The 22,102-nt window shown below is 61.0% G+C and carries 16 protein-coding genes and 1 tRNA gene; 4 read left to right on the plus strand and 13 right to left on the minus strand.

The window, feature by feature from the left end; translation table 11 throughout:
- Positions 1–350 precede the first annotated feature (350 nt).
- The 3 genes from selA to BXA01_RS01640 all read left to right on the plus strand — a co-directional run bounded on the left by selA (position 351) and on the right by BXA01_RS01640 (position 3,777).
- Positions 351–1,763 carry an L-seryl-tRNA(Sec) selenium transferase gene (selA, locus tag BXA01_RS01630; protein ID WP_076562810.1) on the plus strand — a complete coding sequence of 471 codons (1,413 nt, stop codon included), beginning with the start codon at positions 351–353 and terminating at the stop codon, positions 1,761–1,763.
- A complete protein-coding gene (selB, locus tag BXA01_RS01635) occupies positions 1,760–3,676 on the plus strand; it encodes a selenocysteine-specific translation elongation factor (protein ID WP_076567600.1) in 1,917 nt (638 codons plus the stop codon). The genes selA and selB overlap by 4 nt, the downstream gene beginning before the upstream one ends.
- A 5-nt stretch (positions 3,677–3,681) precedes the next feature.
- Positions 3,682–3,777, plus strand: a tRNA-Sec gene (locus BXA01_RS01640).
- Between the two features lie 100 nt (positions 3,778–3,877).
- Here BXA01_RS01640 and BXA01_RS01645 read toward each other — a convergent pair.
- From BXA01_RS01645 to BXA01_RS01700, 12 genes are all read right to left on the minus strand, one after another.
- Positions 3,878–4,168: a type II toxin-antitoxin system RelE/ParE family toxin gene (locus BXA01_RS01645; RefSeq protein ID WP_016770737.1), complete on the minus strand. Its 291-nt coding sequence runs from the start codon at positions 4,166–4,168 to the stop codon at positions 3,878–3,880.
- Positions 4,161–4,406, minus strand: a complete 246-nt coding sequence (locus tag BXA01_RS01650; RefSeq protein ID WP_076562812.1) for a type II toxin-antitoxin system ParD family antitoxin — start codon at positions 4,404–4,406, stop codon at positions 4,161–4,163. The genes BXA01_RS01645 and BXA01_RS01650 overlap by 8 nt, the downstream gene beginning before the upstream one ends.
- Before the next feature lie 340 nt (positions 4,407–4,746).
- Positions 4,747–5,106 (minus strand): DUF6124 family protein, encoded by a 360-nt coding sequence (locus BXA01_RS01655; RefSeq protein ID WP_073476221.1) that lies wholly within the window; start codon positions 5,104–5,106, stop codon positions 4,747–4,749.
- A 643-nt stretch (positions 5,107–5,749) separates the two neighbouring features.
- Positions 5,750–7,813 (minus strand): hypothetical protein, encoded by a 2,064-nt coding sequence (locus BXA01_RS01660; protein ID WP_076562814.1) that lies wholly within the window; start codon positions 7,811–7,813, stop codon positions 5,750–5,752.
- 314 nt (positions 7,814–8,127) lie between these two features.
- Positions 8,128–8,487 (minus strand): DUF6124 family protein, encoded by a 360-nt coding sequence (locus tag BXA01_RS01665; RefSeq protein WP_056786177.1) that lies wholly within the window; start codon positions 8,485–8,487, stop codon positions 8,128–8,130.
- A 423-nt stretch (positions 8,488–8,910) separates the two neighbouring features.
- Positions 8,911–10,206, minus strand: coding sequence for an OprD family porin (locus BXA01_RS01670; RefSeq protein ID WP_076562817.1), 1,296 nt, complete (start codon positions 10,204–10,206; stop codon positions 8,911–8,913).
- Between the two features lie 198 nt (positions 10,207–10,404).
- Positions 10,405–12,108, minus strand: a complete 1,704-nt coding sequence (locus tag BXA01_RS01675) for an amidase (protein WP_076562819.1) — start codon at positions 12,106–12,108, stop codon at positions 10,405–10,407.
- A 165-nt stretch (positions 12,109–12,273) separates the two neighbouring features.
- Positions 12,274–13,779 (minus strand): glycine betaine/L-proline transporter ProP, encoded by a 1,506-nt coding sequence (proP, locus tag BXA01_RS01680; protein ID WP_041480305.1) that lies wholly within the window; start codon positions 13,777–13,779, stop codon positions 12,274–12,276.
- 300 nt (positions 13,780–14,079) lie between these two features.
- Positions 14,080–15,378 carry a carbohydrate porin gene (locus BXA01_RS01685; protein ID WP_076562821.1) on the minus strand — a complete coding sequence of 433 codons (1,299 nt, stop codon included), beginning with the start codon at positions 15,376–15,378 and terminating at the stop codon, positions 14,080–14,082.
- Positions 15,379–15,475: 97 nt separating this feature from the next.
- Positions 15,476–17,881 (minus strand): glucose/quinate/shikimate family membrane-bound PQQ-dependent dehydrogenase, encoded by a 2,406-nt coding sequence (locus tag BXA01_RS01690; protein WP_157115949.1) that lies wholly within the window; start codon positions 17,879–17,881, stop codon positions 15,476–15,478.
- Between the two features lie 261 nt (positions 17,882–18,142).
- Complete coding sequence (locus tag BXA01_RS01695) at positions 18,143–19,153, minus strand: NADP-dependent oxidoreductase (RefSeq protein WP_076562825.1); 1,011 nt, start codon at positions 19,151–19,153, stop codon at positions 18,143–18,145.
- A 55-nt stretch (positions 19,154–19,208) separates the two neighbouring features.
- The gene (locus tag BXA01_RS01700; RefSeq protein ID WP_076562827.1) at positions 19,209–19,997 is read right to left on the minus strand and encodes an SDR family NAD(P)-dependent oxidoreductase; all 789 of its coding nucleotides are present in this window, start codon (positions 19,995–19,997) and stop codon (positions 19,209–19,211) included.
- Between the two features lie 139 nt (positions 19,998–20,136).
- On the opposite strand from BXA01_RS01700, the gene BXA01_RS01705 reads away from it, so the two are divergent.
- The gene (locus BXA01_RS01705) at positions 20,137–20,718 is read left to right on the plus strand and encodes a TetR/AcrR family transcriptional regulator (RefSeq protein ID WP_076562830.1); all 582 of its coding nucleotides are present in this window, start codon (positions 20,137–20,139) and stop codon (positions 20,716–20,718) included.
- A 186-nt stretch (positions 20,719–20,904) separates the two neighbouring features.
- On the opposite strand, the gene BXA01_RS01710 is transcribed toward BXA01_RS01705, so the two are convergent.
- Positions 20,905–22,017, minus strand: coding sequence for an alkene reductase (locus tag BXA01_RS01710; RefSeq protein ID WP_076562832.1), 1,113 nt, complete (start codon positions 22,015–22,017; stop codon positions 20,905–20,907).
- Positions 22,018–22,102: the final 85 nt, after the last annotated feature.

The raw sequence follows: 22,102 nt of genomic DNA on the forward strand, positions 1-22,102 counted from the left end.
ACAGGTTTTTGTGGTGACCAACAATGTTCATTCCTCCCCGAATCCCTGTGGGAGCTGGCTTGCCAGCGATTCGGTCGGCACATCCACCGCCTTCTTTGACTGACCCACCGCAATCGCTGGCAAGCCAGCTCCCACAGATTTGTGTGCCGAATCACAAAGCCCGGTCAGCCCCCGGTTTCCCTGTGGGAGCGAGCCTGCTCGCGAAGGCGTCAGGTCAGCCACATCCACACTGACTGACACACCGCATTCGCGAGCAGGCTCGCTCGCACAGTGCGTCTACACTTCTGAAACCCTTTTGGGAGCAAGCTCGCTCCCAAAAGGGACTGTTTCAGCGAAATCAGGAGTGGCTGATGTCTTCCAGCGTTGCCCTGCGGTTGCCGTCCATTGATGGGTTGTTGCGTCATCCGGCGTGCGCGCCGTTGGCCGAGCGTTACGGCCGGGATTCGTTGCTGACTGGCCTGCGTCAGTTGCTTGATGAGCTGCGGCCCGGCGTATTGAGCGGGCAATTGGCGGCCGTGGAGATCGGCCCCGAAGTGCTCGCCGGCCGCGTCGGCGAACGCCTGGCGCAACAGCAGCGCAGCCAGGTGCGTCGGGTGTTCAACCTGACCGGCACGGTGCTGCACACCAATCTCGGCCGCGCCTTGCTGCCCGAAGAAGCCATCGAAGCGGTGCAAATGGCCGCACGCTATCCGCTCAATCTCGAATTCGATCTGGCGAGCGGAAAGCGTGGTGATCGTGACGACCTGATCGAAGGCCTGATCCGCGAACTGACCGGCGCCGAGGCCGTCACCGTGGTCAACAACAATGCCGCTGCCGTTTTGCTGACCCTCAACAGCCTCGGCGCGCGCAAGGAAGGCATCATTTCCCGTGGCGAGCTGATCGAAATCGGCGGCGCTTTCCGCATCCCCGACATCATGGCCCGGGCCGGCGTGCGCCTGCACGAAGTCGGCACCACCAACCGCACCCATGCCAAGGATTACCAAGCGGCAATCGGCCCGCGCAGCGGGTTGATCATGCGCGTGCATGCCAGCAACTACAGCATCGAAGGCTTCACCGCGCGAGTGGCGACTGCTGAACTGGCCGAGTTGGCACACGCTCATGGCTTGCCGTTGCTGGAGGACCTGGGCAGCGGCAGTCTGCTTGACCTGACGCGCTGGGGGCTGCCGGCGGAGCCGACGGTGCGTCAGGCATTGCTTGATGGCGCTGACATCGTCACCTTCAGCGGCGACAAATTGCTCGGCGGGCCGCAGGCCGGGTTGATCGTCGGGCGCAAAGAACTGATCGCGAAGATCAAGAAGAATCCACTGAAGCGCGCACTGCGGGTCGACAAGTTGACCCTGGCCGCGCTGGAGGCGGTGCTCGGTCTGTACCGCGACCCTGATCGCCTCGCCGAGCGTCTGCCGAGTCTGCGTCTGCTGACCCGTCCGCAAGCCGAGATTCATGCGCAGGCTCTGCGTTTGCAACCGTTGCTCGCCGATGTCTTGGGCGAGGTCTGGCAGGTCAGTGCAGTCGAGGCGTTGGGCATGATCGGCAGCGGCAGCCAACCGGTGGCGCGTCTGCCGAGTGCGGCGCTGTGTTGTCGCCCGCAAGTGTCCAAGCGCTGGCGCGGGCGTTATCTGCTCAATCTCGAAGCGGCGTTGCGCGGTTTGCCGATCCCGGTGCTCGGGCGAATCGGCGACGATGCGCTGTGGCTCGATCTACGCCAGCTCGACGATGAGCCAGCGTGGCTGGCGCAGTTGCCGCAATTGCAGGTCGACCGGTGATCGTCGGCACGTCGGGGCACATCGACCACGGCAAGACTTCGCTGTTGCAAGCGCTGACCGGGCAAACCGGCGACCGCCGCCCGCAGGAGCGCGAACGCGGCATGACCATCGACCTCGGTTATCTCTACGCCGAGCTAGAAGCGGGCGCCGGGCTGACCGGCTTCATCGACGTGCCCGGCCACGAAAAATTCACCCACAACATGCTCGCTGGTGCGCAGGGCATCGATCTGGTGTTGCTGGTGGTCGCGGCCGACGACGGCGTGATGCCGCAGACCCGCGAGCATCTGGCAATCGTCGAACTGCTCGGCATCCCCCGCGCGCTGGTGGCGATCACTAAATGCGACCGGGCGGGAGCGGGCAGGGTGGAAGAGGTGCAGCGCCAAGTGCTCGATTTGCTGGCGCCCGGGCCATTCGCGGATGCGCCGATTTTTACCGTGTCGAGCGTGAGCGGGCAGGGCGTCGATGAGTTGCGCGCGGCATTATTGCAGGCGCAAAACGAGGTGCAGGCGCGCAGTTGCGAAGGCGGCTTTCGTCTGGCGATTGATCGGGCGTTCAGCGTCGCGGGTGCGGGGATCGTGGTTACGGGCACCGCGCTGTCGGGCACGGTTGCGGTCGGCGAAAAACTGGTCTTGGGGCCTGCCGGCAAATCGGTACGCATCCGGGGCTTGCACGCGCAAAACCAGGTCGCCGAGCAAGCCTTCGCCGGCCAGCGCGTGGCGTTGAACCTCAGCGGCGAACGTTTGGAACTGGCGCAGATCCACCGTGGCCAATGGCTGCTGGCGGACTGGTTGCATGCCCCGACCCAGCGCGTCGACATCGACTTTCAGCTGTTGCCCGGTGAGCGCACCTTCGAACACTTCCACCCGGTGCATCTGCACCTTGGCACCCAGGATGTCATCGCCCGCGTCGCCTTGCTGCAAGGCCCGCGCCTGAGCCCCGGCGAGCGCATGTTCGCGCAACTGCTGATCAACGCGCCGGTGCACGCAGTGAAAGGCGATCGATTGATCCTGCGCGACGCCAGCGCCCAGCGCACCCTTGGCGGCGGCGTTGTCCTCGACCCGTTCGCCCCGGCCCGCCAACGCCGCAGCCCCGAACGTCTGGCGCAACTGCAAACCCTCGCTCTCAGTGTCAGCCTCGAACAGGCCCTGCCGGCACTGCTCAACCACAGCCCCGGCGGCCTGGACCCGCAACGCCTCGAACGCCAGTTCAACCGCCCGCGCCCGCAGTGGACGCTGGCGGAAAACATCCGCCTGATCGACACCCGCCAAGGCCCGCTGCTGTTCAACGTCCAGCGCTGGGGCCAGTTGAAATTCACTTTGCTCGAACAACTGGCGCGATTCCACGAACAGGAACCCGACCAGATGGGGCCGGACCGCGATCGCCTGCGCCGCTTCAGCGCTCTGGCGCTGGAACGCTCGACGTTCATCAGCCTGCTCGACGAACTGCTCAACGCCGGCTCCATCCTCGCCAGCGGCCCCTGGCTGCACCTGCCCGATCATCAGGTGCGCCTGAATGCCGACGACGAAATCCTCTGGCAGCAATTACAGCCGTTGTTCGAACAGGCCGGTTTCGACCCACCGTGGGTGCGCGATGCCGCGAAAATACTCGGCGAAGACGACGCCAGTGTCCGCCTGCTGCTGCGCAAACTCGCACGGCTGGGCCTGATGCACCAGGTGGTGCGCGACCTGTTCATCAGCGACATCGTCCTGCGGCAAATGGCGGCGCTGCTGCTGAAACTCGCCGAAGAAAATCCCGCGATTGAGGTGACAACTTTCCGTGATGCGCTAGGCTTGGGACGCAAACGCTGTATTCAGTATCTGGAGTATTTCGACCGACTCGGCCTGACCCGCCGCCTCGGCGAATCCCGCCAGATCCGCCCAGACAACGCGCTGGCTGACGCCTGCGCACCCTGAGTTCAGGAAGACAATCGCGCCCGGTGGCGCGGCCGGGCTTCAAACCCGGTTGGGGACGGCATCCGTTCCCGGGCAGGTTCGACTCCGGCTGTCTTCCGCCAGTCTCCTAAAAGCAAAGATCGCAGCCTTCGGCAGCTCCTACATCGATTTGTAGGAGCTGCCGAAGGCTGCGATCTTTTGATTTTCGGTGATACGAGAAGGTTAGAGATTACGCTGCGCTTCCATCCGGTCATGCAAAATTCTGATTATCGCGATCCCATAGGCGGTGATTCGAAAATAAATCACGTGACTCTCCACGCTGCAGCGTCGGTAACCGGGGCGGATCGCGTCGCATGCGGGTGCTGTTTTGGGACGATCAGCCAACTGCTCGAAAGACGCAGTCAGGATGTCGATGTAGCGATTGGCCTGATCCAAACCCCATTGTTGAGCTGTATAGGTCCAGATAGCCTCAAGATCCGCTTCGGCGGCGGGGGTAAGTCGGTATTCAGCCATGCGCCCTCAACATTCTCTTTTTGAAAGCATCAGCATCGAATGGCCGGGGGGCACCACTGGATTCTCCTTCTCGAAGGGCTGCGCGGACGGTTTCCAGTTCAGCGTTTCGCTCTTGCTCTCGACGGATCAAATCGCGGATATATTCGCTGTCGTTGGTGTAATGTCCCGCTTCTATTTGAGCTTTGATCCAATGGTCTTGCTGGGCAGTCACGGTTATGGTTTTTCGTACGGTAGCCATGGTCGGGCCTTTTGCGGGTAGGGAGCTTTGCGCAAATTATCATACTAATGGTGCGCTAGCGAGTATGAGCCTAGCCGTTACAAGAACGAATCACAGCCTTCGGCAGCTCATGCGTATATCACTCGAACTGCCGCAGGCTGCATTTTCAGACCCGCAACCGAATCCGCTGCCCGAGCACATCCATCGGGTTAAATAATCCGTCCCTTTGTGATCGCGAGCAGGCTCGCTACCCCAAGTTCCTTCAGTGGTCGCAAAGTTTGCGTCCGACCAGGATCAATGTGGGAGCGAGCCTGCTCGCGAAGAGGCCGGCACGGGCATCGCATAACTCAGCCGGCCCGCATTACCCCGGCAATTCCAGATTATCCAGCACCCGATTCACCGCCAACTCTCCGAGCATGATCAGCTGCGCGATCCCCATCAGCGTTCGGCGCTGTGACGGTTTCACCAGTCCGGCGAACTCCTGGGCGATGGTTTTGGCGGAGGCGAGGGTTTCGCAGGCGTTGGCCAGCAAGTCTTCGTTTTTGGTGTCGGCGGTGACGGCATACATGGCGCGGGGGCTGAAGGGTGGCGGGGTAGAGCCGGGTGGGCAGAGGTAATGGTCGAGGGCGCGGTCGGCGGCTTGGTGAAGTTTTTTCGAATCGAGGGATTCGTAGGGGGAGGTGGGATCGGATTCGGGTGGGTTGGGTGTTGGTTTGATCATGGTGAAGCTCCTATTAGGTGGAGCCGTCAGGCACTGTCGCTAAACAGTGAGGTGGCGGCTGTACGCAGGTTAGCGAACCGGTTATAGGCACCCGGCAGACCCGAAGGTCTCCCACATACAGCCACCATGGCGCAGTCGCAGACATTGAACCCGCGACAAAGCATGGAACGCTGATGCACCTATTCAAGATCCGGGTCGCTAAACCCGATCGCTGATTCGTCAGCGACCGCACCACAATAGAACCCGCCCCCAAGGCGCACAAGCCGGCGGATTCTGGCTTGGCTGTAGGCAATGGCGCAAGGATTTGTAGCCTTGAGACCGTGTCAGCAGGTGTCTTTTAAACAGCATTGTTTAAGTCTACGAATTGCGTTGGTTCTGATAGCCCCTTCGCGAGCAGGCTCGCGCGTGCCACTGCTATCTTTGGTTTGGACTTGTTAACTAAATCGGGACCCTTTTTTATAAGAGTTCGGGAAGACGATCGTACCCGGTGGCGCGGCCTCGCTTCAAAACAGGTTGGGAACGGCATCCGCTCCCGCTAAGGCTGGCCTTGTCGCACACCATCTTTGGCGCAAATCTAAAGAACTGAGATTCGATCAAAACCTAATTCTATTTCTTTATTGGAAGAAGAACTTTTTGGCATTGATTATTGGCTCCTAGGGCGGTAGCCAATCAACGCATGGGTGTGGCTTACCTCATTCGAACCTCTGTTAACGAGGCCTGAAACAAAGGGCAAGCTGGTCCATTGGGCCGGTTGTCCAGTTGCCATCAGTATTTCCGAGAGATTCATGCTGCTCCCATGGTAAATGTAGGAGGTATACCAGTAATTCGTTGTTATAGATGCATTAATTTTTTGAAAGCCAAATATTGCGGCTCTAGCCAAAGGGTCACTTGTATTACTGTAAATTTGTTCTGGAAATAGCTGGGCGCCAATGGATGGCATCCACGAAATGGCCTGTGCGTGGTTACGCGGCTGGGAAGAGTAAACTAGCTCATAAACATTTTTGCATGTGACTTCGTAACTCGCATTAACTCCGTTCATATCACTTACATTGATACGCGCGATGCCGTTTCGAATGGAGACTACATGTCCGGTATCCTTATCAACTGAAGCAACTTCAGTGTCGGATGAGCTGTATTGATAAGGTGGAACACCGCCCCGAGCTTCTCGGGTCCGATGCGCGTTATCGTCTAAATAGGCTGTCGCATCGAAGGGAGGTGCATAGGGCGCGGGTGCAGGAAAGAAGTGGGGACCATCGAGCACCATCGGCGTGGTATCCATCTCCAATGGCTGGGTTACGAAGACCGTATAACTGCGCATTGGAAGCGGTACGGCTTTCATCTTGTTCTTCACACCATCAAGATTGACCGCACAAACCACTCTCAACGTGCTTCCATTTTTCAGTTTTTTCAACCATTCGACTTGCGCCAATAACGAAATCCTGTCGGCCAATTCACTAGGCCCGCCGGTCGAAACTTCGTTGAATACCGGGCTTCCATCCGCCTCGACGCCTTCAAAATCAACCCAAACCGGGTGGGTTTGTTGCATCAGTGGGATTATTTCCGAGAGCACCCGAGCATCACTCGGTAGTTCCGGAACATGGAGTTGCTGTCCGGTTTCCCCTGCAATATTCGGTGTCGGCAACCGCGGGTCATCCAACGCGATTTTTTCGATGACCACCTCCAGAGGAGGGGATTCGCCGCTGGGCAAGCCATCACGAATCAATACCCACAACACCTGGATCGTTTTGCCTTGATGAGCGAGAAGGAATGCCACACTGAATGTGAAATTGGCGCGTTTGTTGGAGTTGAATACCACTTGCGGAAATGGTGATCCCGGTACGCCACCGACAATTTTCAGAGTCGCCTTGTCGTTTGTCAAAGCGGCGTTGAACTCGGCTCGCACCCTCACTCCGCCATCACTTGCCAGCACGTCGATGGGAGAGGTGGCGTTTACAAGTGTTGGTGGAACGAGAGAGATCTTGTCCAGATCCACTTCCACGAACACGGCATCGGACCAGGTTGGAGGGCCGGAAGGATTGGTCAGGTAGTCGACAACGCGGTACTTGATTTCGAAAGTTCTATCGTTCCCACCTTCGATCAGCTTTTCTTTCGGGATGTCGATAACGACACTTTTTGGCACGGGAGGCAGGGGCGACGCACTGCCGGGTGTGAGTTGGTATTGGTGATGCGCGCCATTGCAAAACACAAAAATCCGGTCATACCACTGCAGGTTATCGTAGGTGACAGTCACCTTGAACTTGTCAGCTTCACCCGCACCGATGACCTTGTGGCTGGGCGTGAGATCCAGCACCGGGGGCGTATCGCCGGGTGGGGAAGTCCGATGGTAGAGCACCAGTTCTTCGCTGGATTCTTCGTTCCCGGAAGTGCGTTTTATAGTGAACTTGAGGCGGTTCAGGCCTTTTTGCAGTAAGCCGGCAGTCAGACGCACCGGCGTATCGTCACTTTCCTTGCCGGCAGCAATGGTGGTGCGCGGCCCTTCGATGCCGTTCACATACAGAGTAAGCCCATCGTTCTCGGATTGCCCCAGGTACGCCAACATGAGAACCAGTAAACCATCGGCCTCGTTGGCGTCAGCGATAGCGATACCACCGTGAACGTCCGCCATTGCAGGATTCAACTCGACGATCTTGGGCACAAACGGTAAAGACAGCGCAAACGGTTCAACAAAGTTACGGACGCGGCTCATTGCATTCTCCTTGCATGATGTAGGATTCCTCACGCTGGATCTAATGCGAGATCGGCCACCCCCGTCACCTGTCAACTCTGACAGGTATGAGAGGTTTTGCGACGGACGGTAAGAGGGTATGGGTGCAAAACTTATGTAGTTGCCTGCAAGCGAACGCATCCGTCAGTTGACAGTTCATTGACTGAGCCAACGCTTTCGCGAGCAGGCTCGCTCCCACAAAGTTTGGCGCGTGAACGAAGCCTTGTGGTCGACAGAAATCCCTGTGTAGGCTTGCCCGCGAAGGCGCCTCACTCAGCATCCTTCAGCGAGGCCCGCTACTGCGGCAATTCCAGATTATCCAGCACCCGATTCACCGCCAGTTCCCCGAGCATGATCAGTTGCGCAATCCCCATCAACGTTCGGCGTTGCGATGGCTTGACCAGCCCGGCGAATTCCTGGGCGATGGTTTTGGCCGAGGCGAGGGTTTCGCAGGCGTTGGCCAGCAAGTCTTCGTTTTTGGTGTCGGCGGTGACCGCATACATCGCGCGGGGGCTGAAGGGTGGTGGGGTCGAGCCGGGCGGGCAGAGGTAGTGGTCGAGGGCGCGGTCGGCGGCTTCGTGGAGTTTTTTTGAGTCGAGGGATTCGTAGGGGGAGGTGGGGTCGGATTCGGGTGGGTTGGGTGTTGGTTTGATCATGGTAAAGCTCCTTGAGAAATGGAGCCGTCAGCCTTCGCTGCTAAACGAAGAGGGTGGCGGCTTTACGCGGGTTAGCAGACCAGGCTCAAGGATCCCGGCGCACCGAAGTGCCCCACGCAAGCCGCCATAAAAAGATAGGCGGAGCCAGCGTGCCTTGAAAATTTGCCGGGCTGCTAAACCCGATCACTGAACAGTCAGCGACCGCACCACAATAGAACCCGCCCCCAAGGCGCACAAGCCGGCGGATTCTGGCTTGGCTGTAGGCAACGGCGCAAGGATTTGTAGCCTTGAGACCGTGTCTGGAGGTGTCTTTTAAACAGCGTCGTTTAAATCTCAGAATTGCGCCGCACATGATGGCCTCTTCGCGAGCAGGCTCGCTCCCACACTTGGGATCATGTTTTCAGCAAGAGCTGAGTGGGTCGTTCAGAAACCCAACGGGTACTGAACGACCACGTAAATCCGGTCAATGTCATCCCCAGCCTGTGCTTCGTTGGCGCGGTGGGTGACGTGCGACAGCTGCACCGACAGATCCTTCGCAGCGCCAGACTGCACGACATATTTCAGATCGATATCGCGTTCCCAGTGCTTGCCGCCGCTGCCTTGTTGCGGTTGATACTCGCCGCTGTCGGCGTCGAACGGGTTGTAGGCGCCGCCCTTCGGCGCATGGCTGCCGTCGATGTGGCTGCCGCTGACGTAGCGGGTCATGAAGTTCAGGCCGGGGATGCCGAAGGCGCCGAGGTCGAGGTCGTAGCGGGCTTGCCAGGAGCGTTCGTTGGCGCCGTTGAAGTCGGCGTATTTGATCGAGTTGGCGAGGTAGATCGAATCGCCGCCGACGAAATCGAACGGCGTGTCGCCATTGATCCGCTGCCAGCCGAGCATCACCGCGTGCGCGCCGAAGCTGTATTTGCCGGAGAGGCTGAGGGCGGTGTTATCGATCTCGCCGGCCACTGCGCGGCCGGTGTCGCGGGTGTGGTAGAGGTTGGCGTCGAGCAGCACGCCGGACTGTTTAAAATGCAGGTTGCCGTAATACTGATGCCAGGTGTCGCTCAGTTCTGAGGCGTAGAGTGCGCCGCCGACCGGGCTGCTGCCGAACAGGTCGGCGCCGACGAAACTGATGCCGCCTGCTTCGGTGTTGGCGCCGTAACCGTAGAAGTCGCCTTGGCCGGAAGAGCTATCCTGATTCTTGAACGCGGTGAAGTGCCCGGCGACCAGATTGACGTTGTCGAACTCGGCGCTGTTGAGCAAAAAGCCTGTGGCGTATTCCGGTTGCAGGCGTTTGTCGGAGGTGTCGAAGACCGGGGTTTCTACGGTCATTTCGCCGAAGGCGACGGTGGTTCGCGAGACCTTCAGCTTGAACGCACCGCCGGCGCTGGAATAGTTGTTTTCGCTGCGACCATCGCTGTCGACCGGCAACAGACCGGTGCCGGAATGGCCCTTGCCGCCGTCGAGTTTCAGGCCGGCGAAAGCGTGGGCGTCGATGCCGAAACCGATCGTGCCGTTGGTGAAACCGGATGAGAAGTTACCGATAAAGCCCTGTGCCCATTCCTGTTTGTAGTTTTTTCCGGAGGGCGTGGGCGAGCGGTAGTCGTTGCTGAGGTAGAAGTTGCGCAGCAGGACATCGCTTTTGGCGTCGTCGAAAAAGCCGCTGGCATGGACGGTGCCGGTCAGGCCGCAGAGCATGGCAAGCAGGGTGAGGCGGGAGGGCGCGCGGTTGATCATGGTCAGGGCCGGTGGTAATCAGGATGGCGCTGATGATCGGCGGATTGGCCTGGAAAGGATTGGGCCGGTGTGCTGAGTTGGCAGCCCTCACACCAAACCCTGTGGGAGCGGGGCAGTCAGGTGGAAATGTGGCGGCTGTCAGGCCGCCATCGCTGGCAAGCCAGCTCCCACAGGGTTTGTGGGAGCTGACACAGTGCATTAAGCCAGCGGCGGTGTACGCGGTGGGATCTGGCGTTTGCTGCCGGTGGATTCGAAGGCGGCGGCGAAGCGCAGCAGGTTCGAGTCGTCGTACGCGCGACCGGCGAAGGTCAGGCCGACGGGCATGCCGATGTCGGCCATCACACCCATGGGCACGGTGACGGTCGGGACGCCGAGGTGGCGGATCGCGAGGTTGCCGTTGGCCACCCAGACGCCGTTGCTCCAGGCGATGTCGGCCGAAGCAGGATTGACATCCGCATCGGCCGGACCGACGTCGGCGACGGTGGGGAACAGCACGGCGTCGAGGCCGAGGCTGTCCATCCAGTCTTCAAGGTCGATACGTCGGGTCTGCTCCAGACCACGCAAGCCATCAGGCACGGTTGGGATTTCATTCCACGGCGTGATGCCGCGTTCGGCCATGCGCACGTATTCGTCCATGCCGGCGGCCAGATCGCCTTCGCGGTTGGGCAGGGTGCCCGGGTCGTGCGGGAAGATCTTCGGCCCGTCGACATCTACCAGACGATTAAGCTTCGGGTCACCGTTGGCCTGCAGGAAGTCGTCGAACGCCCAGGCAGTCAGATCCCACAGTTCATGGTGGAGGAATTCTTTCGACACCAGCCCACGGGTGAACACGGTTGGCGCGCCAGGGCGGTCGCCTTCGCAGTTGGAGACCAGCGGGAAGTCGGTTTCGATGACTTCGGCGCCAGCGGCCTCAAGGGCCTGACGTGCCTGCTGCCACAAGTCGATCACGGACGCGCGGGTGTTGATGCGCTGGCCGGTCGGGCCGCCTATGCCGGGGGCTTCGCTGGTGCCGGCGTCGGGGTCGGCGTTGATGTACATGCGCGGGATGGCGAAGCGTTTGCCGGCCAGGGCTTTGGCATCGACGGCCAGCTCACTGTAGGTAGCCGGACGCACTTCGCTGACGCGCGGGATCGGCACCCACGGTTGCAAGCGCCAGAGGTCGCCACGGGTGTCCGGGTCTTCGGCGACGACCACGTCGAGCACTTCGAGCAGGTCGGCCATGGTTCGCGCGAACGGCACGACGACGTCCATAGTCGGGGTCAACGGCCAGTTGCCGCGCACCGAAATCACCCCGCGCGACGGGGTGTAGGCGCACAGGCCGTTGTTCGACGCAGGGCCACGGCCGCTCGACCAGGTTTCCTCCGCCAGACCGAACGCAGCGAAACTCGCAGCGGTAGCAGTGCCGGCACCGTTGGACGAGCCGGAGGCGAACGGGGCGGTGAGGTAAGCAGCGTTGTACGGGCTTTCAGCGCGGCCATAGACGCCTCGTTGCATGCCGCCATTGGCCATCGGCGGCATGTTGGTCTTGCCCAGGCAGATCGCCCCGGCAGCGCGCAGGCGTTCGATGGTGAAGGCGTCGCGATGGGCGACCAGGTCGGCAAATGCCGGACTGCCGGAGGCGGCGGTCAGGCCCTTGACCAGATAACTGTCTTTGGCGGTGTAGGGGATGCCATCGAGCGGGCCGAGGGTTTCACCGTTGGCGCGGCGGGCGTCGGAGGCGCGGGCCTCGTTCAGTGCTTCGGGGTTGCGCACGACGACGGCGTTGAGTGCCGTCGGGGTGTCGGCGCCATCGTAGGCATCAATGCGTGCCAGATAGGCTTGCACCAGTTCCACGGCAGTGGTCTGGCCGGACTCAAGGGCGGCGCGCAGTTGGGCGATGGAGACTTCGGTGACTTCGATCATCGGGTCACCTGCTGAGCGTGGATGTTCTGGGCAAAGGTGTTCATAGCGGTTCTCGTTGCACGGCTTGAAGCGACAAGGTCGGGACTGGCGCCTATTTAACACCAAGCCGCGCTTCGAGTAATCGGCGGGGTGATGGCCCCGCCGATTTTTTCTGCGTCTAGCGGATCATTCATTGATGCGCGGATGCTGCTGGACCAGCACTTTGCGCTTGGCCTCCAACTCGGCGATTTCGGCATCGATGTCTTCGATTTTCTGCTCGATGTTGTCGTGGTGTTCCTGCAACAACTCCTTGGCCTCTTCGAGGTCGGAAGCCGCCGGGGCCGCGCCGCGCAGGGGCTTGTTGGCGGTTTCCTTCATGGTCACGCCAGTGACCAGACCGACCACGGCGATGACCATCAGGTAATAGGCGGGCATGTACAGATCGTTGGTGCTTTCCACCAGCCAGGCCACGGCAGTCGGGGTCAGACCGGCGATCAGCACCGAAACGTTGAAGGCACTGGCCAGCGCGCTGTAGCGGATGTGCGTGGGGAACATCGCCGGCAGGGTCGAGGCCATCACACCGATAAAGAAATTGAGCAGCACCGCAAGGATCAGCAGGCCGGAGAAGATCAGGGCGATGCTGCCGCTGTTGATCAGCATGAACGCCGGAATGGCGAAGATGAACAGGCCAATGCTGCCGACGACGATGAAGGGCTTGCGGCCGATCTTGTCGCTGATGAAACCGATCAGCGGCTGCACGAAGAGCATGCCGACCATGATCGCGATGATGATCAGCACACCGTGGTTTTCGCTGTAGTGCAGGTTGTGCGTCAGGTAACTCGGCATGTAGGTGAGCAGCATGTAATAGGTGACGTTGGTCGCCGCTACCACGCCGATGCAGGTCATCAGGCTGCGCCAGTGTTTGGTTGCGACTTCTTTGAACGACACCTTCGGGCCGCCGGCGAGGCCTTCGCGGTCGCCTTGTTCGAGTTTTTCCACGTGTTGCTGGAACGCCGGGGTTTCTTCCAGGGCGTGGCGCAGATACAGGCCGATCATGCCCAGCGGCAGGGCAAGGAAAAACGGAATCCGCCAGCCCCATTCTTCGAAGCGCTGTTCACCGAGGATGGTCGAAATCAGCACCACCACGCCGGCGCCGAAAACGAAACCGGCGATCGAGCCGAAATCCAGCCAGCTGCCGAGGAAGCCGCGTTTGCGGTCCGGCGCGTATTCAGCGACGAAGATCGAGGCGCCGGTGTATTCGCCACCGACCGAGAAGCCTTGGGCCATTTTCGCCAGCAACAGCAGGATCGGCGCCCAGATGCCGATCGAGGCATAGGACGGAATCAGGCCGATGGCAAAAGTGCTCAGGGACATGATAACGATGGTCGCGGCGAGGACTTTCTGTCGTCCGTATTTGTCGCCGAGCGCACCGAAGAACAAACCGCCCAGTGGACGAATCAGGAAAGGCACGGAGAAGGTCGCCAGCGCGGCGATCATTTGCACGCCGGGATCGGCGCCGGGGAAGAAGACCTTGCCGAGCACATAGGCGACAAAGCCGTAGACGCCAAAGTCGAACCATTCCATGGCGTTGCCCAGTGCGGCGGCGGTAATCGCCTTGCGCATCTTGGCGTCGTCGACAATGGTGATGTCTTTCAAACCGATCGGTTTGACGGTGTTCTTGCGTGATTTCATTGCGCTGTTCCCGCTCGCTGATCCAGATTACCGCTGCGATGCCATCTCCATGATGGCGCCGGCTCTTCTGGCTCAGATACATGCGGACACGAAATAATTCACCGATGGGCTGGAATTAATTTCGACAGGTGGGGGAGGTGCAACTCCGAGCCTTGTTGGAGCTGTATTGCCTGACCCACCGCTATCGCTGGCAAGCCAGCTCCCACAAGGGTTTTGGGTGTTGCCGGGATTTTGTGTCCGCCGTCAAACCCTGTGGGAGCTGGCTTGCCAGCGATGACGCCATAACATCCATTACAAGGCTTAAAGCGCAGCCTTCACCTGCAAACCCACCACCAGCGCATTATCGATGTCCTGCCCGGAGAACGCGCCCGGTTCGATGATGTATTGCAGGTTCGGGCGCAGCGTCAGCCACGGGGTGGCCTGGTAGCCGTAGCCCAACTCGATCAACTGCTCGGCGCTATCGAGGTTAGGGAACGCAGCACCATTGGCCAGCGCGGCATCCTGTTGCACATCGCGGCTGCGCGGGTTCGGCACGGCGCGGCCATAGCCCAGCGCCACGGTGTCACGCGGGCGGCCTTCGAACGGTTTGTACAAAACCACGCCGGTGCCGTACCACTTGCTGAACGGCGAGGCGGCTTCACTGGCCGCCGAATACTGACCGAAAGCATGCAGGCTGCGGCCCTCGGAAGTCGGCGAACGCCATACGGCCTGATCGACCAGCAAATAATGCCCGCCACGCCCGGACACCTCGTCGTCGCTGCCAATGCGTTTGACGTCGGAGCTGTCGTAGTAATAGCCGAGCTTGTACTCACCCGGCAGCTCGCCGGCGTGCTTGTACACCAGCTCGATCGGCACGACGGTGCCGGTGGTGTGCTTCGGCCCCAGATGCCAGGCGCGACTGGAATTGCCGTTGCTTTCTGGATCGACGTTGAACGCTGCCACACGCAGCTGCCAGGACGGCGACAAATCGTATTTGACCCGCACGCCCAGACGCGCGTTGGGGTAGTTGGTCCAGCCGCTGCCGCCGGACATGTTCAGCGGATGGCCGCAGAAACCGGCGTTCATGAAGTTGCACAGAATGCCGCTGTCGAGGCCGCCGAGGTCGTTGCCCATGGCCATGTAGCCGAGCTTCACGTTCAGCGCCGGGGTGAACAGGCTGCGCTCATAACTCAGTTCAGTCAGGCGCGTGTACAGGCCGCCGTAGTTTTCCTGAATCGGCAGCCGGTTGCCGACCAGATCTTCCGACGCGCTGTTGCCGCGCCGGTCGTTGATGGTCAGTTGCACTTTGCCGGCGTTGTCGACGCCGTAGAGTTTGCTCAGATCAAACTGCACGCCGAGCTTGATGTTCTGCGAGTAGCGCGCCGAGCGGTGCAGGCCGCCGTCGGCGTTGTAGGCGGTTTCGCCGCTGTAATCGGCAGTGAACTTGACGCCGTCTTCGTCCAGTTGGTGACGCAAGCCGCCCCAGTCACCGGTGAGGGTGCTGCGGGTCAGCAGATCGGAGTCGCTGGCGGCCAGCGCGGGTAGGGCAGTGGTGCAGCTCAGGCCCAGCAGCAGGCCAGTGGAAAGCTTGGTACGAGAAAAGCGAACAGCCGATGACATGTGAATCCTTCCTGCTGAAATCTTTGACGCAATAAAACGGCGACGCGGTGCTTTGGGGCACCGCGCGCTTGGGGGAGGTTGGTTGTGCGGCAGCGAGTTACGGCAGGGCGTAGGCCATCACGTAATCGCCACGATCAGTCGACTGGCGTGCGCCGCCAGCGGTGACAACGATGTACTGCTTGCCGGTCTTCGGCGAAACGTAGGTCATCGGGCCGCCCTGGCTGCCGACCGGCAGACGGGCTTTCCAGACTTCTTCGCCGTTGCCGCTGTTGAAGGCGCGCAGGTAGAAGTCCTGGGTGCCGGCAATGAAGATCAGGCCGCCCTGGGTCGACAGGGTGCCGCCGAGGGTTGGCAGACCGATCTTGATCGGCAGGTGCATGCGAATGCCGAGGGGACCGGTGTCTTCAACGGTGCCGACCGGAACCTGCCATGCGACTTTCTGGGTCTTCATGTCGATCGCGGTCAAGGTGCCGAACGGCGGCGCCTGGCACGGAATGCCGGCCACCGACAGGAAGCGGTTCTTGTTCACCGCGTACGGCGTGCCTTTGAGCGGAACAGCGCCCATGCCGGTGTTCAGCGCTTCGCCACCGCCAGCGGCCTGGCCTTTGTTCTGCGACGGGATCATCTGGATCCACAGACCCAGGCGCATGTCGTTGACGAAGATGAAACCGTGCACCGGGTCAGTGGAGATGCTGCCCCAGTTCATGCCACCCAGCGAACCCGGGAAGCTCAGCGATTTGTCGGTACCCGGCGCTGTGTACAGGCCGTCGTAGCGCATGCTCTTGAAGTCGATGCGGCAGAGCAACTGGTCGTACGGCGTGGCGCCCCACATGTCCGATTCGGTCAGGTGCTGCGCGCCGATCTGCGGCATGCCCACGGATTTCGGCTGAGTTGGCGAGTACGGCTCGTTGGGGATGTTCGCGGCTTTCACCGGTACTTCCTTGACTTCGGTCAGCGGCTTGCCGGTGGCGCGGTCGAGCACATAGATCTGCCCGGCCTTGGTACCGATGACCAGCGCCGGAACGCTTTGGCCGTCCTTGTCGAAGTCGATCAGGCTCGGCTGCATCGGCAGGTCGAAGTCCCACAGATCGTTGTGCACGGTCTGGAACACCCAGCGCTCTTCACCGGTGCTGGCGTCCAGCGCGAGAATCGAGGCACCGTACTTGTGGTCCAGTTCGCTGCGCTCAACACCATAGATGTCGGTGGACGAGCTGCCCATCGGCAGGAACACCGTGTTGGTCGCGGCGTCGTAGGACATCGGCGCCCAGCTGTTCGGCGTGCTGCGCACGTAGGTTTTGCCGTCGGCCGGCGCGTTGCGATCCTCCGGGTTGCCCGGGTCGAACGCCCAGCGCATGGCGCCGGTGATCACGTCAAAACCACGAATCACACCGCCCGGCATGTCGCTCTGCACGTTGTCGGCAACACGACCGCCAACCACTACGGTGGTGCCAGCCATCAATGGCGCGGACGACAACTGATAGTAGCTGTCCGGAACATCACCCAGACCGGCCTTCAGATCGACCTGGCCGTTGTTGCCGAAACCCTGGCAGAACTCGCCGGTGTCAGCATCGACCGCGATCAGGCGGGCATCGATGGTATTGGTCAGCAGACGACGCTGGCAGTTGGCAGCCGGCGCCGGTTTGGCTTCGATGATCGAAGAGTTGCTCGGCTGAGCGATGGTGGCGGTGGCGTCGAAATAGGCCATGCCACGGCAGCGCTGCCAGACTTTCGATTGCGCGTTGATCGCGTTCTTCCACAGCTCTTTGCCGGTGTCGGCATCGAGGGCGATCAGGTTGTTGTGTGGGGTGCAGATGAATACTTTGTTGCCGACCTGCAGCGGGGTGAGCTGGTCTTCGGCGCCGTTGCCATCGCTCTCGGCGACGTCCCCGGTGTGATAGGTCCACGCAACTTTCAATTTGTCGACGTTGTTGCGGTTGATCTGATCAAGCGCGGCGAAGCGGCTGCCACCTTCGGTGTTGCCGTAGTGCGCCCAGTCTTTCTGCGCCTTGGCCGGCTCGACCGGAGTCAGGCCCGGGCCAGTGCCAGTGGCGGCAACCGTAGGGTGGGCAACGAACATGTTACCGGCGGCAACCGCTACACCCACGGCGAGCACAGCGGCCACGGCATACGCGCCACGACCGGCAGCGCGGCCATTGGCGCGCGCCAGCAGCGGGTAAACCAGCGCGACGACCATGCCGATGGCGCTGAACATGAACAGCCGCGAGAACACCGGCCAGAACACCAGCCCGGCGTCAGCCACGGCCCAGATCGCAGTCGCCACGAGAAATGCGGCGAACAGCCAGGCCCCTGCAGTTTTCTTCAGTGCGATCAGTACGCCGGAAACGGTCATCGCCAGACCGCCGACCAGGAAGTACCAGGAACCGCCCAGGCTGACCAGCTTCACACCGCCGACCGCGAGCGCCAGACCGAGCAGGGCGATGATCACGCCAAGGCCGACCAGAATGAACGTTGAAACGCCTGAGACGCGTTGACTGTGGTTCACATTGAAAGTCCCGTTTGAATGAAGCGCGGGATTATAGCGGTAACTAACCATTCAGTTAACCGCAGTTTTGCCATGAAAACGTGCACTTCTGTGAATCTAGCGTGGTGCAGGATGGGCAAAATGCAAGGCGAGACGGCTTTCTCAAAGTTCGAGCAGCAGCGGTCGCCATTCGATCAGGGGTGGTTTCAGCGGCTGAGGTTCTTCCAAAAGCGGTGGATCGGATTCAGGTTCCGGGGGCAACTGTTGATCGTCCTCTGGCATTTATTGCGAAGCCTGATCAACAGTGATGGCAACCTTGCCCTTGGCCCGACCTTTTTCTACGTAGTGCAAGGCGTCAGCTATCTGATCGAACGGAAAAGTACGATCGATCACCGGTTTGATCACTCCTGCCTCAATCAACGCAGTGATTTTTTGCAACTGAACGCCATCGGCACGCATGAACAGAAACGAATAACCCACCCCACGCTTGCGCGCCTTGCGCCGAATACCACTGCTGAGCAGACGCATGACCAGCCCCAGCAGCCACGACAAACCCTGCTCCCGAGCGAACCGCGCAGTCGGCGGCCCTGACAGGGAAATCAGTTGCCCGCCCGGTTTCAGCACCTGCAACGATTTCTCCAGCACATCGCCGCCGAGGCTGTTGAGCACCACGTCGTAGTCGCGCAGCTCAGTGGCGAAATCCTGCTGCTTGTAATCGATCACCACATCAGCGCCCAGCGCTTTGACCCACGCGACATTCGCCGTGCTGGTCGTAGTCGCAACAAAAGCACCGAGGTGTTTGGCCAGTTGAATGGCGACCGTGCCAACGCCACCGGAGCCGGCGTGAATCAGCACTTTCTGGCCTTTTTGCACGTTGGCGACGTCGACCAGGGCCTGCCACGCCGTCAACGCCACCAGCGGCATGCAAGCCGCCTCGGTCATGGCGAGATTGGCGGGTTTCAACGCGATCGCTTGTTCGTCGACAGCGATGCGTTCGGCAAACGTGCCAATCCTGTTTTCAGGCGCACGCGCATAAACCTTATCGCCCGGCTTGAAACGCTTGACCGCCGCACCGGTGCTGAGCACCACACCGGCGACATCGTTGCCCAATATCAAAGGCATTTGATAGGGCAGGATCATCTTGAATTCGCCGCTGCGAATCTTCAGATCCAGCGGGTTGACGCTGCTGGCGCGCACTTCGATCAGCACGTCGTGCGCGCCGACCTGCGGCTCCGGGATGTCGCCGATCCGGCCGCTCTGCTTGCCGTAGTGCTCGATGAAAAATGCCTTCATTGCGGATGCTCTTGTCGGTAGATACCCGCCGGCATAGCGGCGGGTCTGGATGAGGTCAGGCCTGAGTCAGATAACGCTGCGCCACCGCCGACTGGCGGATCTGCCCCAACAGGCCCTGCCGCGCGGTTTGCAGGGCATCCCAACGCTCGCCTTCGTGCAGCGGCGGGATGGTCACGACTTCGCGACGGTCGAAACCGACCAGCGCGGCGTCGACCATGTCGCCGACTTCCATGATGTCGGTGAGGGTGTTGATGTCGATACCGGCGCGGTCCCAGATTTCCGTGCGGGTGGCGGCAGGCAGCACGGCTTGCACGTACACGCCTTGTGGCGAAAGTTCCAGGCTCAGGCCCTGGGAGAGGAACAGTACGAACGCCTTGGTCGCGCCATACACCGACATGCCGAACTCCGGCGCCAGGCCCACCACCGAGCCGATGTTGATGATCGCGCCGTCGCCGGCCTTGGCCAGGCGCGGGGCGATGGCACTGGCCAAACGCACCAGCGCCGTGGTGTTCAGCGCGACCAGTTGCGCCACGCTGTCGGTGCTCTGCTCGATGAAGGTACCGGACTGCGCGGCGCCGGCATTGTTGACGAGGATACCGATGCGCGAGTCGTCACGCAGACGCGCCTCGACGGTTTGCAGGTCGCTCAGTTGCGTCAGGTCGGCCTGTAGCACTTCGACATTGACGTTGTGTTCAGCGCGCAAACCGGCGGCGAGGGTGTCCAGACGAGACTGGTCACGGGCGACCAGCAGCAGATCGTGCCCGCGCTGGGCGAAACGTGCGGCGTAGACCGCGCCGATGCCGGTGGAGGCGCCAGTGATCAGAACAGAAGGGCGAGTAGTCATGGTGTGGGCTCTTTGTCAGTTGAAGACTGATTGCGGGTCTTTAGGATGATGATCCAAATCTAAACTGTCAACGGTTTTGATTATGGCCAACATCTATGTATCATCGCCCCATGAATTTTCAGCGCTGGAGGTATTCAATATGCGCGTATCCAAAGCCCAGGCTCAGGCCAATCGCGAGCACATTGTCGAAACGGCATCAGTGATGTTCCGCGAACGCGGTTATGACGGGGTCGGCGTAGCTGACCTGATGGCGGCCGCTGGTTTTACTCACGGCGGTTTCTACAAACACTTCGGCTCCAAGGCCGACCTGATGGCCGAAGCCTCGGCCAACAGCCTGGCGCAGTCCACGGCCGCCGCCGAAAGCATGAGCGTGCAGGATTTCATCGACGTGTACGTGTCCCGCGACCATCGCGATGGCCGCTCCACCGGTTGCACCATGGCGGCGTTGTGCGGCGATGCGGCGCGGCAGTCCGGGGATGTCAAAGCGGCGTTCGCTGAAGGCATCGAGCGCACGTTACAGACGCTCGGCGAGAAATACCCGACGGCAGCGGATGCACCGCAAGGTGAGGGCCGAACACGGATGATTGACCTGCTGGCCCGCGCGGTCGGGGCGATCATGCTGTCGCGGGCCTGTCCGGATGACTCGGCGCTGGCCGATGAGATTCTGGCGGTGTGTCACGCTTCGATGACGGCGTCGTTGCCAGTCATCGAGGCGCCCTGACCCTAACCCTCTCCCAGAGGGGACTGACCGAGTTGTTTGGGCGATTTACGCCAGACGCTGATATCGGGTCGAACTCCGGTTCTGAATGCTCCATAGATCAGCTCCCTCTCCCTGGGGAGAGGGCTGGGGTGAGGGGTGAATCCGGCGCGATACCAAAGCCGAACGCCAACACTTCGCCTCAGAAACTCAAGCGTGAAACGGATAATCGACGTAACCACGCTGATCACCGCCGAAAAAACTGCTCGGATCCGGTGTGTTCAGCTCAAGCCCATCGTGCAGCCGACGCGGCAGATCCGGGTTGGCCAGGAATGGCCGGCCAAAGGCGATGATGTCGGCGCGATCGGTGTTCAGCGCCTGTTCAGCGGACTCGGCGTCGTAACCGCCAGCGAGGATCAGCACGCCGTTCCAGGTCTGGCGCAACTGGGCGATGATCGCGTCCCAGCGCGGATCAAAGTTTTCGTCCTTGACCGTGCCGACCATGGCCGGCTCGACCAGGTGCAGGTAGGCCAGATTCCACTGGTTGAGCGCTTCGACCAGATAACCGAAGGTCGCTTCGGGCGTGTCATCGCCCATGCCCATGAAGCGGCCCATTGGCGTCAGACGCACGCCGACGCGCTCGGCACCGACTTCATCAGCGACGGCGGCGACCACTTCGAGCAGAAACCGCGCACGGTTTTCCACGCTACCGCCGTAGGCGTCGTCGCGCTGGTTGCTGTTGCTGTTGAGGAACTGGTCGAGCAGATAACCGTTGCCGGCATGGATCTCCACGCCGTCCATGCCGGCGTTCAACGCGTTACGCGCAGCGCGGCGGTAGTCTTCGACGATGTCGGCGATTTCCGCAGTTTCGAGGGCGCGCGGTACCGGCACATCACCCCACACGCCGTTGCCTTGTTCATCGACGATAAAGGTCTTGCCCGGCACTGGCAGGGCACTTGGCGCCACCGGCAAACCGGCGTCAGGCTGGAAACTCGGGTGGGAAACCCGGCCGACGTGCCACAGCTGCATGAAGATCAGACCGTCGGCCTCGTGCACCGCCGTGCTGACTTCGCGCCAGGCCTGCACTTGCGCATCGGTGTAGATCCCCGGCGTCCACGCATAGCCCTGGCCTTGCTGAGAAATCTGCGTGGCCTCGGTGATGATCAGCGCGGCACTGGCGCGTTGGCGGTAGTACTCGGCGTTCATCGTGGTCGGAACGTCGCCCGGCTGGCCAGCGCGCGAGCGCGTCAGGGGCGCCATCGCTACGCGGTGGGCAAGGGTGTAAGGGCCAAGGGCGATCGGTTGGAACAGGCGACGGGTCATGGGTAGCTCCGGATTTCGATGAGTAGGGTTCAAGCGCGGCAGCCAGCTGCCGCGCGCTGTGCACTTAACTTAACCGGGGGTGGCG

The sequence above is a fragment of the Pseudomonas sp. B10 genome (assembly GCF_900156235.1).
Lineage (GTDB): Bacteria > Pseudomonadota > Gammaproteobacteria > Pseudomonadales > Pseudomonadaceae > Aquipseudomonas > Aquipseudomonas siliginis.

Coding starts and splice junctions, on each gene's coding strand:
- selA (WP_076562810.1), top strand. CDS start 351: ATGTCTTCCAGCGTTGCCCTGCGGTTGCCGTCCATTGATGGGTTGTTG.
- BXA01_RS01645 (WP_016770737.1), bottom strand. CDS start 4,168: ATGGCTGAATACCGACTTACCCCCGCCGCCGAAGCGGATCTTGAGGCT.
- BXA01_RS01650 (WP_076562812.1), bottom strand. CDS start 4,406: ATGGCTACCGTACGAAAAACCATAACCGTGACTGCCCAGCAAGACCAT.
- BXA01_RS01655 (WP_073476221.1), bottom strand. CDS start 5,106: ATGATCAAACCAACACCCAACCCACCCGAATCCGATCCCACCTCCCCC.
- BXA01_RS01660 (WP_076562814.1), bottom strand. CDS start 7,813: ATGAGCCGCGTCCGTAACTTTGTTGAACCGTTTGCGCTGTCTTTACCG.
- BXA01_RS01665 (WP_056786177.1), bottom strand. CDS start 8,487: ATGATCAAACCAACACCCAACCCACCCGAATCCGACCCCACCTCCCCC.
- BXA01_RS01670 (WP_076562817.1), bottom strand. CDS start 10,206: ATGATCAACCGCGCGCCCTCCCGCCTCACCCTGCTTGCCATGCTCTGC.
- BXA01_RS01675 (WP_076562819.1), bottom strand. CDS start 12,108: ATGATCGAAGTCACCGAAGTCTCCATCGCCCAACTGCGCGCCGCCCTT.
- proP (WP_041480305.1), bottom strand. CDS start 13,779: ATGAAATCACGCAAGAACACCGTCAAACCGATCGGTTTGAAAGACATC.
- BXA01_RS01685 (WP_076562821.1), bottom strand. CDS start 15,378: ATGTCATCGGCTGTTCGCTTTTCTCGTACCAAGCTTTCCACTGGCCTG.
- BXA01_RS01695 (WP_076562825.1), bottom strand. CDS start 19,153: ATGAAGGCATTTTTCATCGAGCACTACGGCAAGCAGAGCGGCCGGATC.
- BXA01_RS01700 (WP_076562827.1), bottom strand. CDS start 19,997: ATGACTACTCGCCCTTCTGTTCTGATCACTGGCGCCTCCACCGGCATC.
- BXA01_RS01705 (WP_076562830.1), top strand. CDS start 20,137: ATGCGCGTATCCAAAGCCCAGGCTCAGGCCAATCGCGAGCACATTGTC.
- BXA01_RS01710 (WP_076562832.1), bottom strand. CDS start 22,017: ATGACCCGTCGCCTGTTCCAACCGATCGCCCTTGGCCCTTACACCCTT.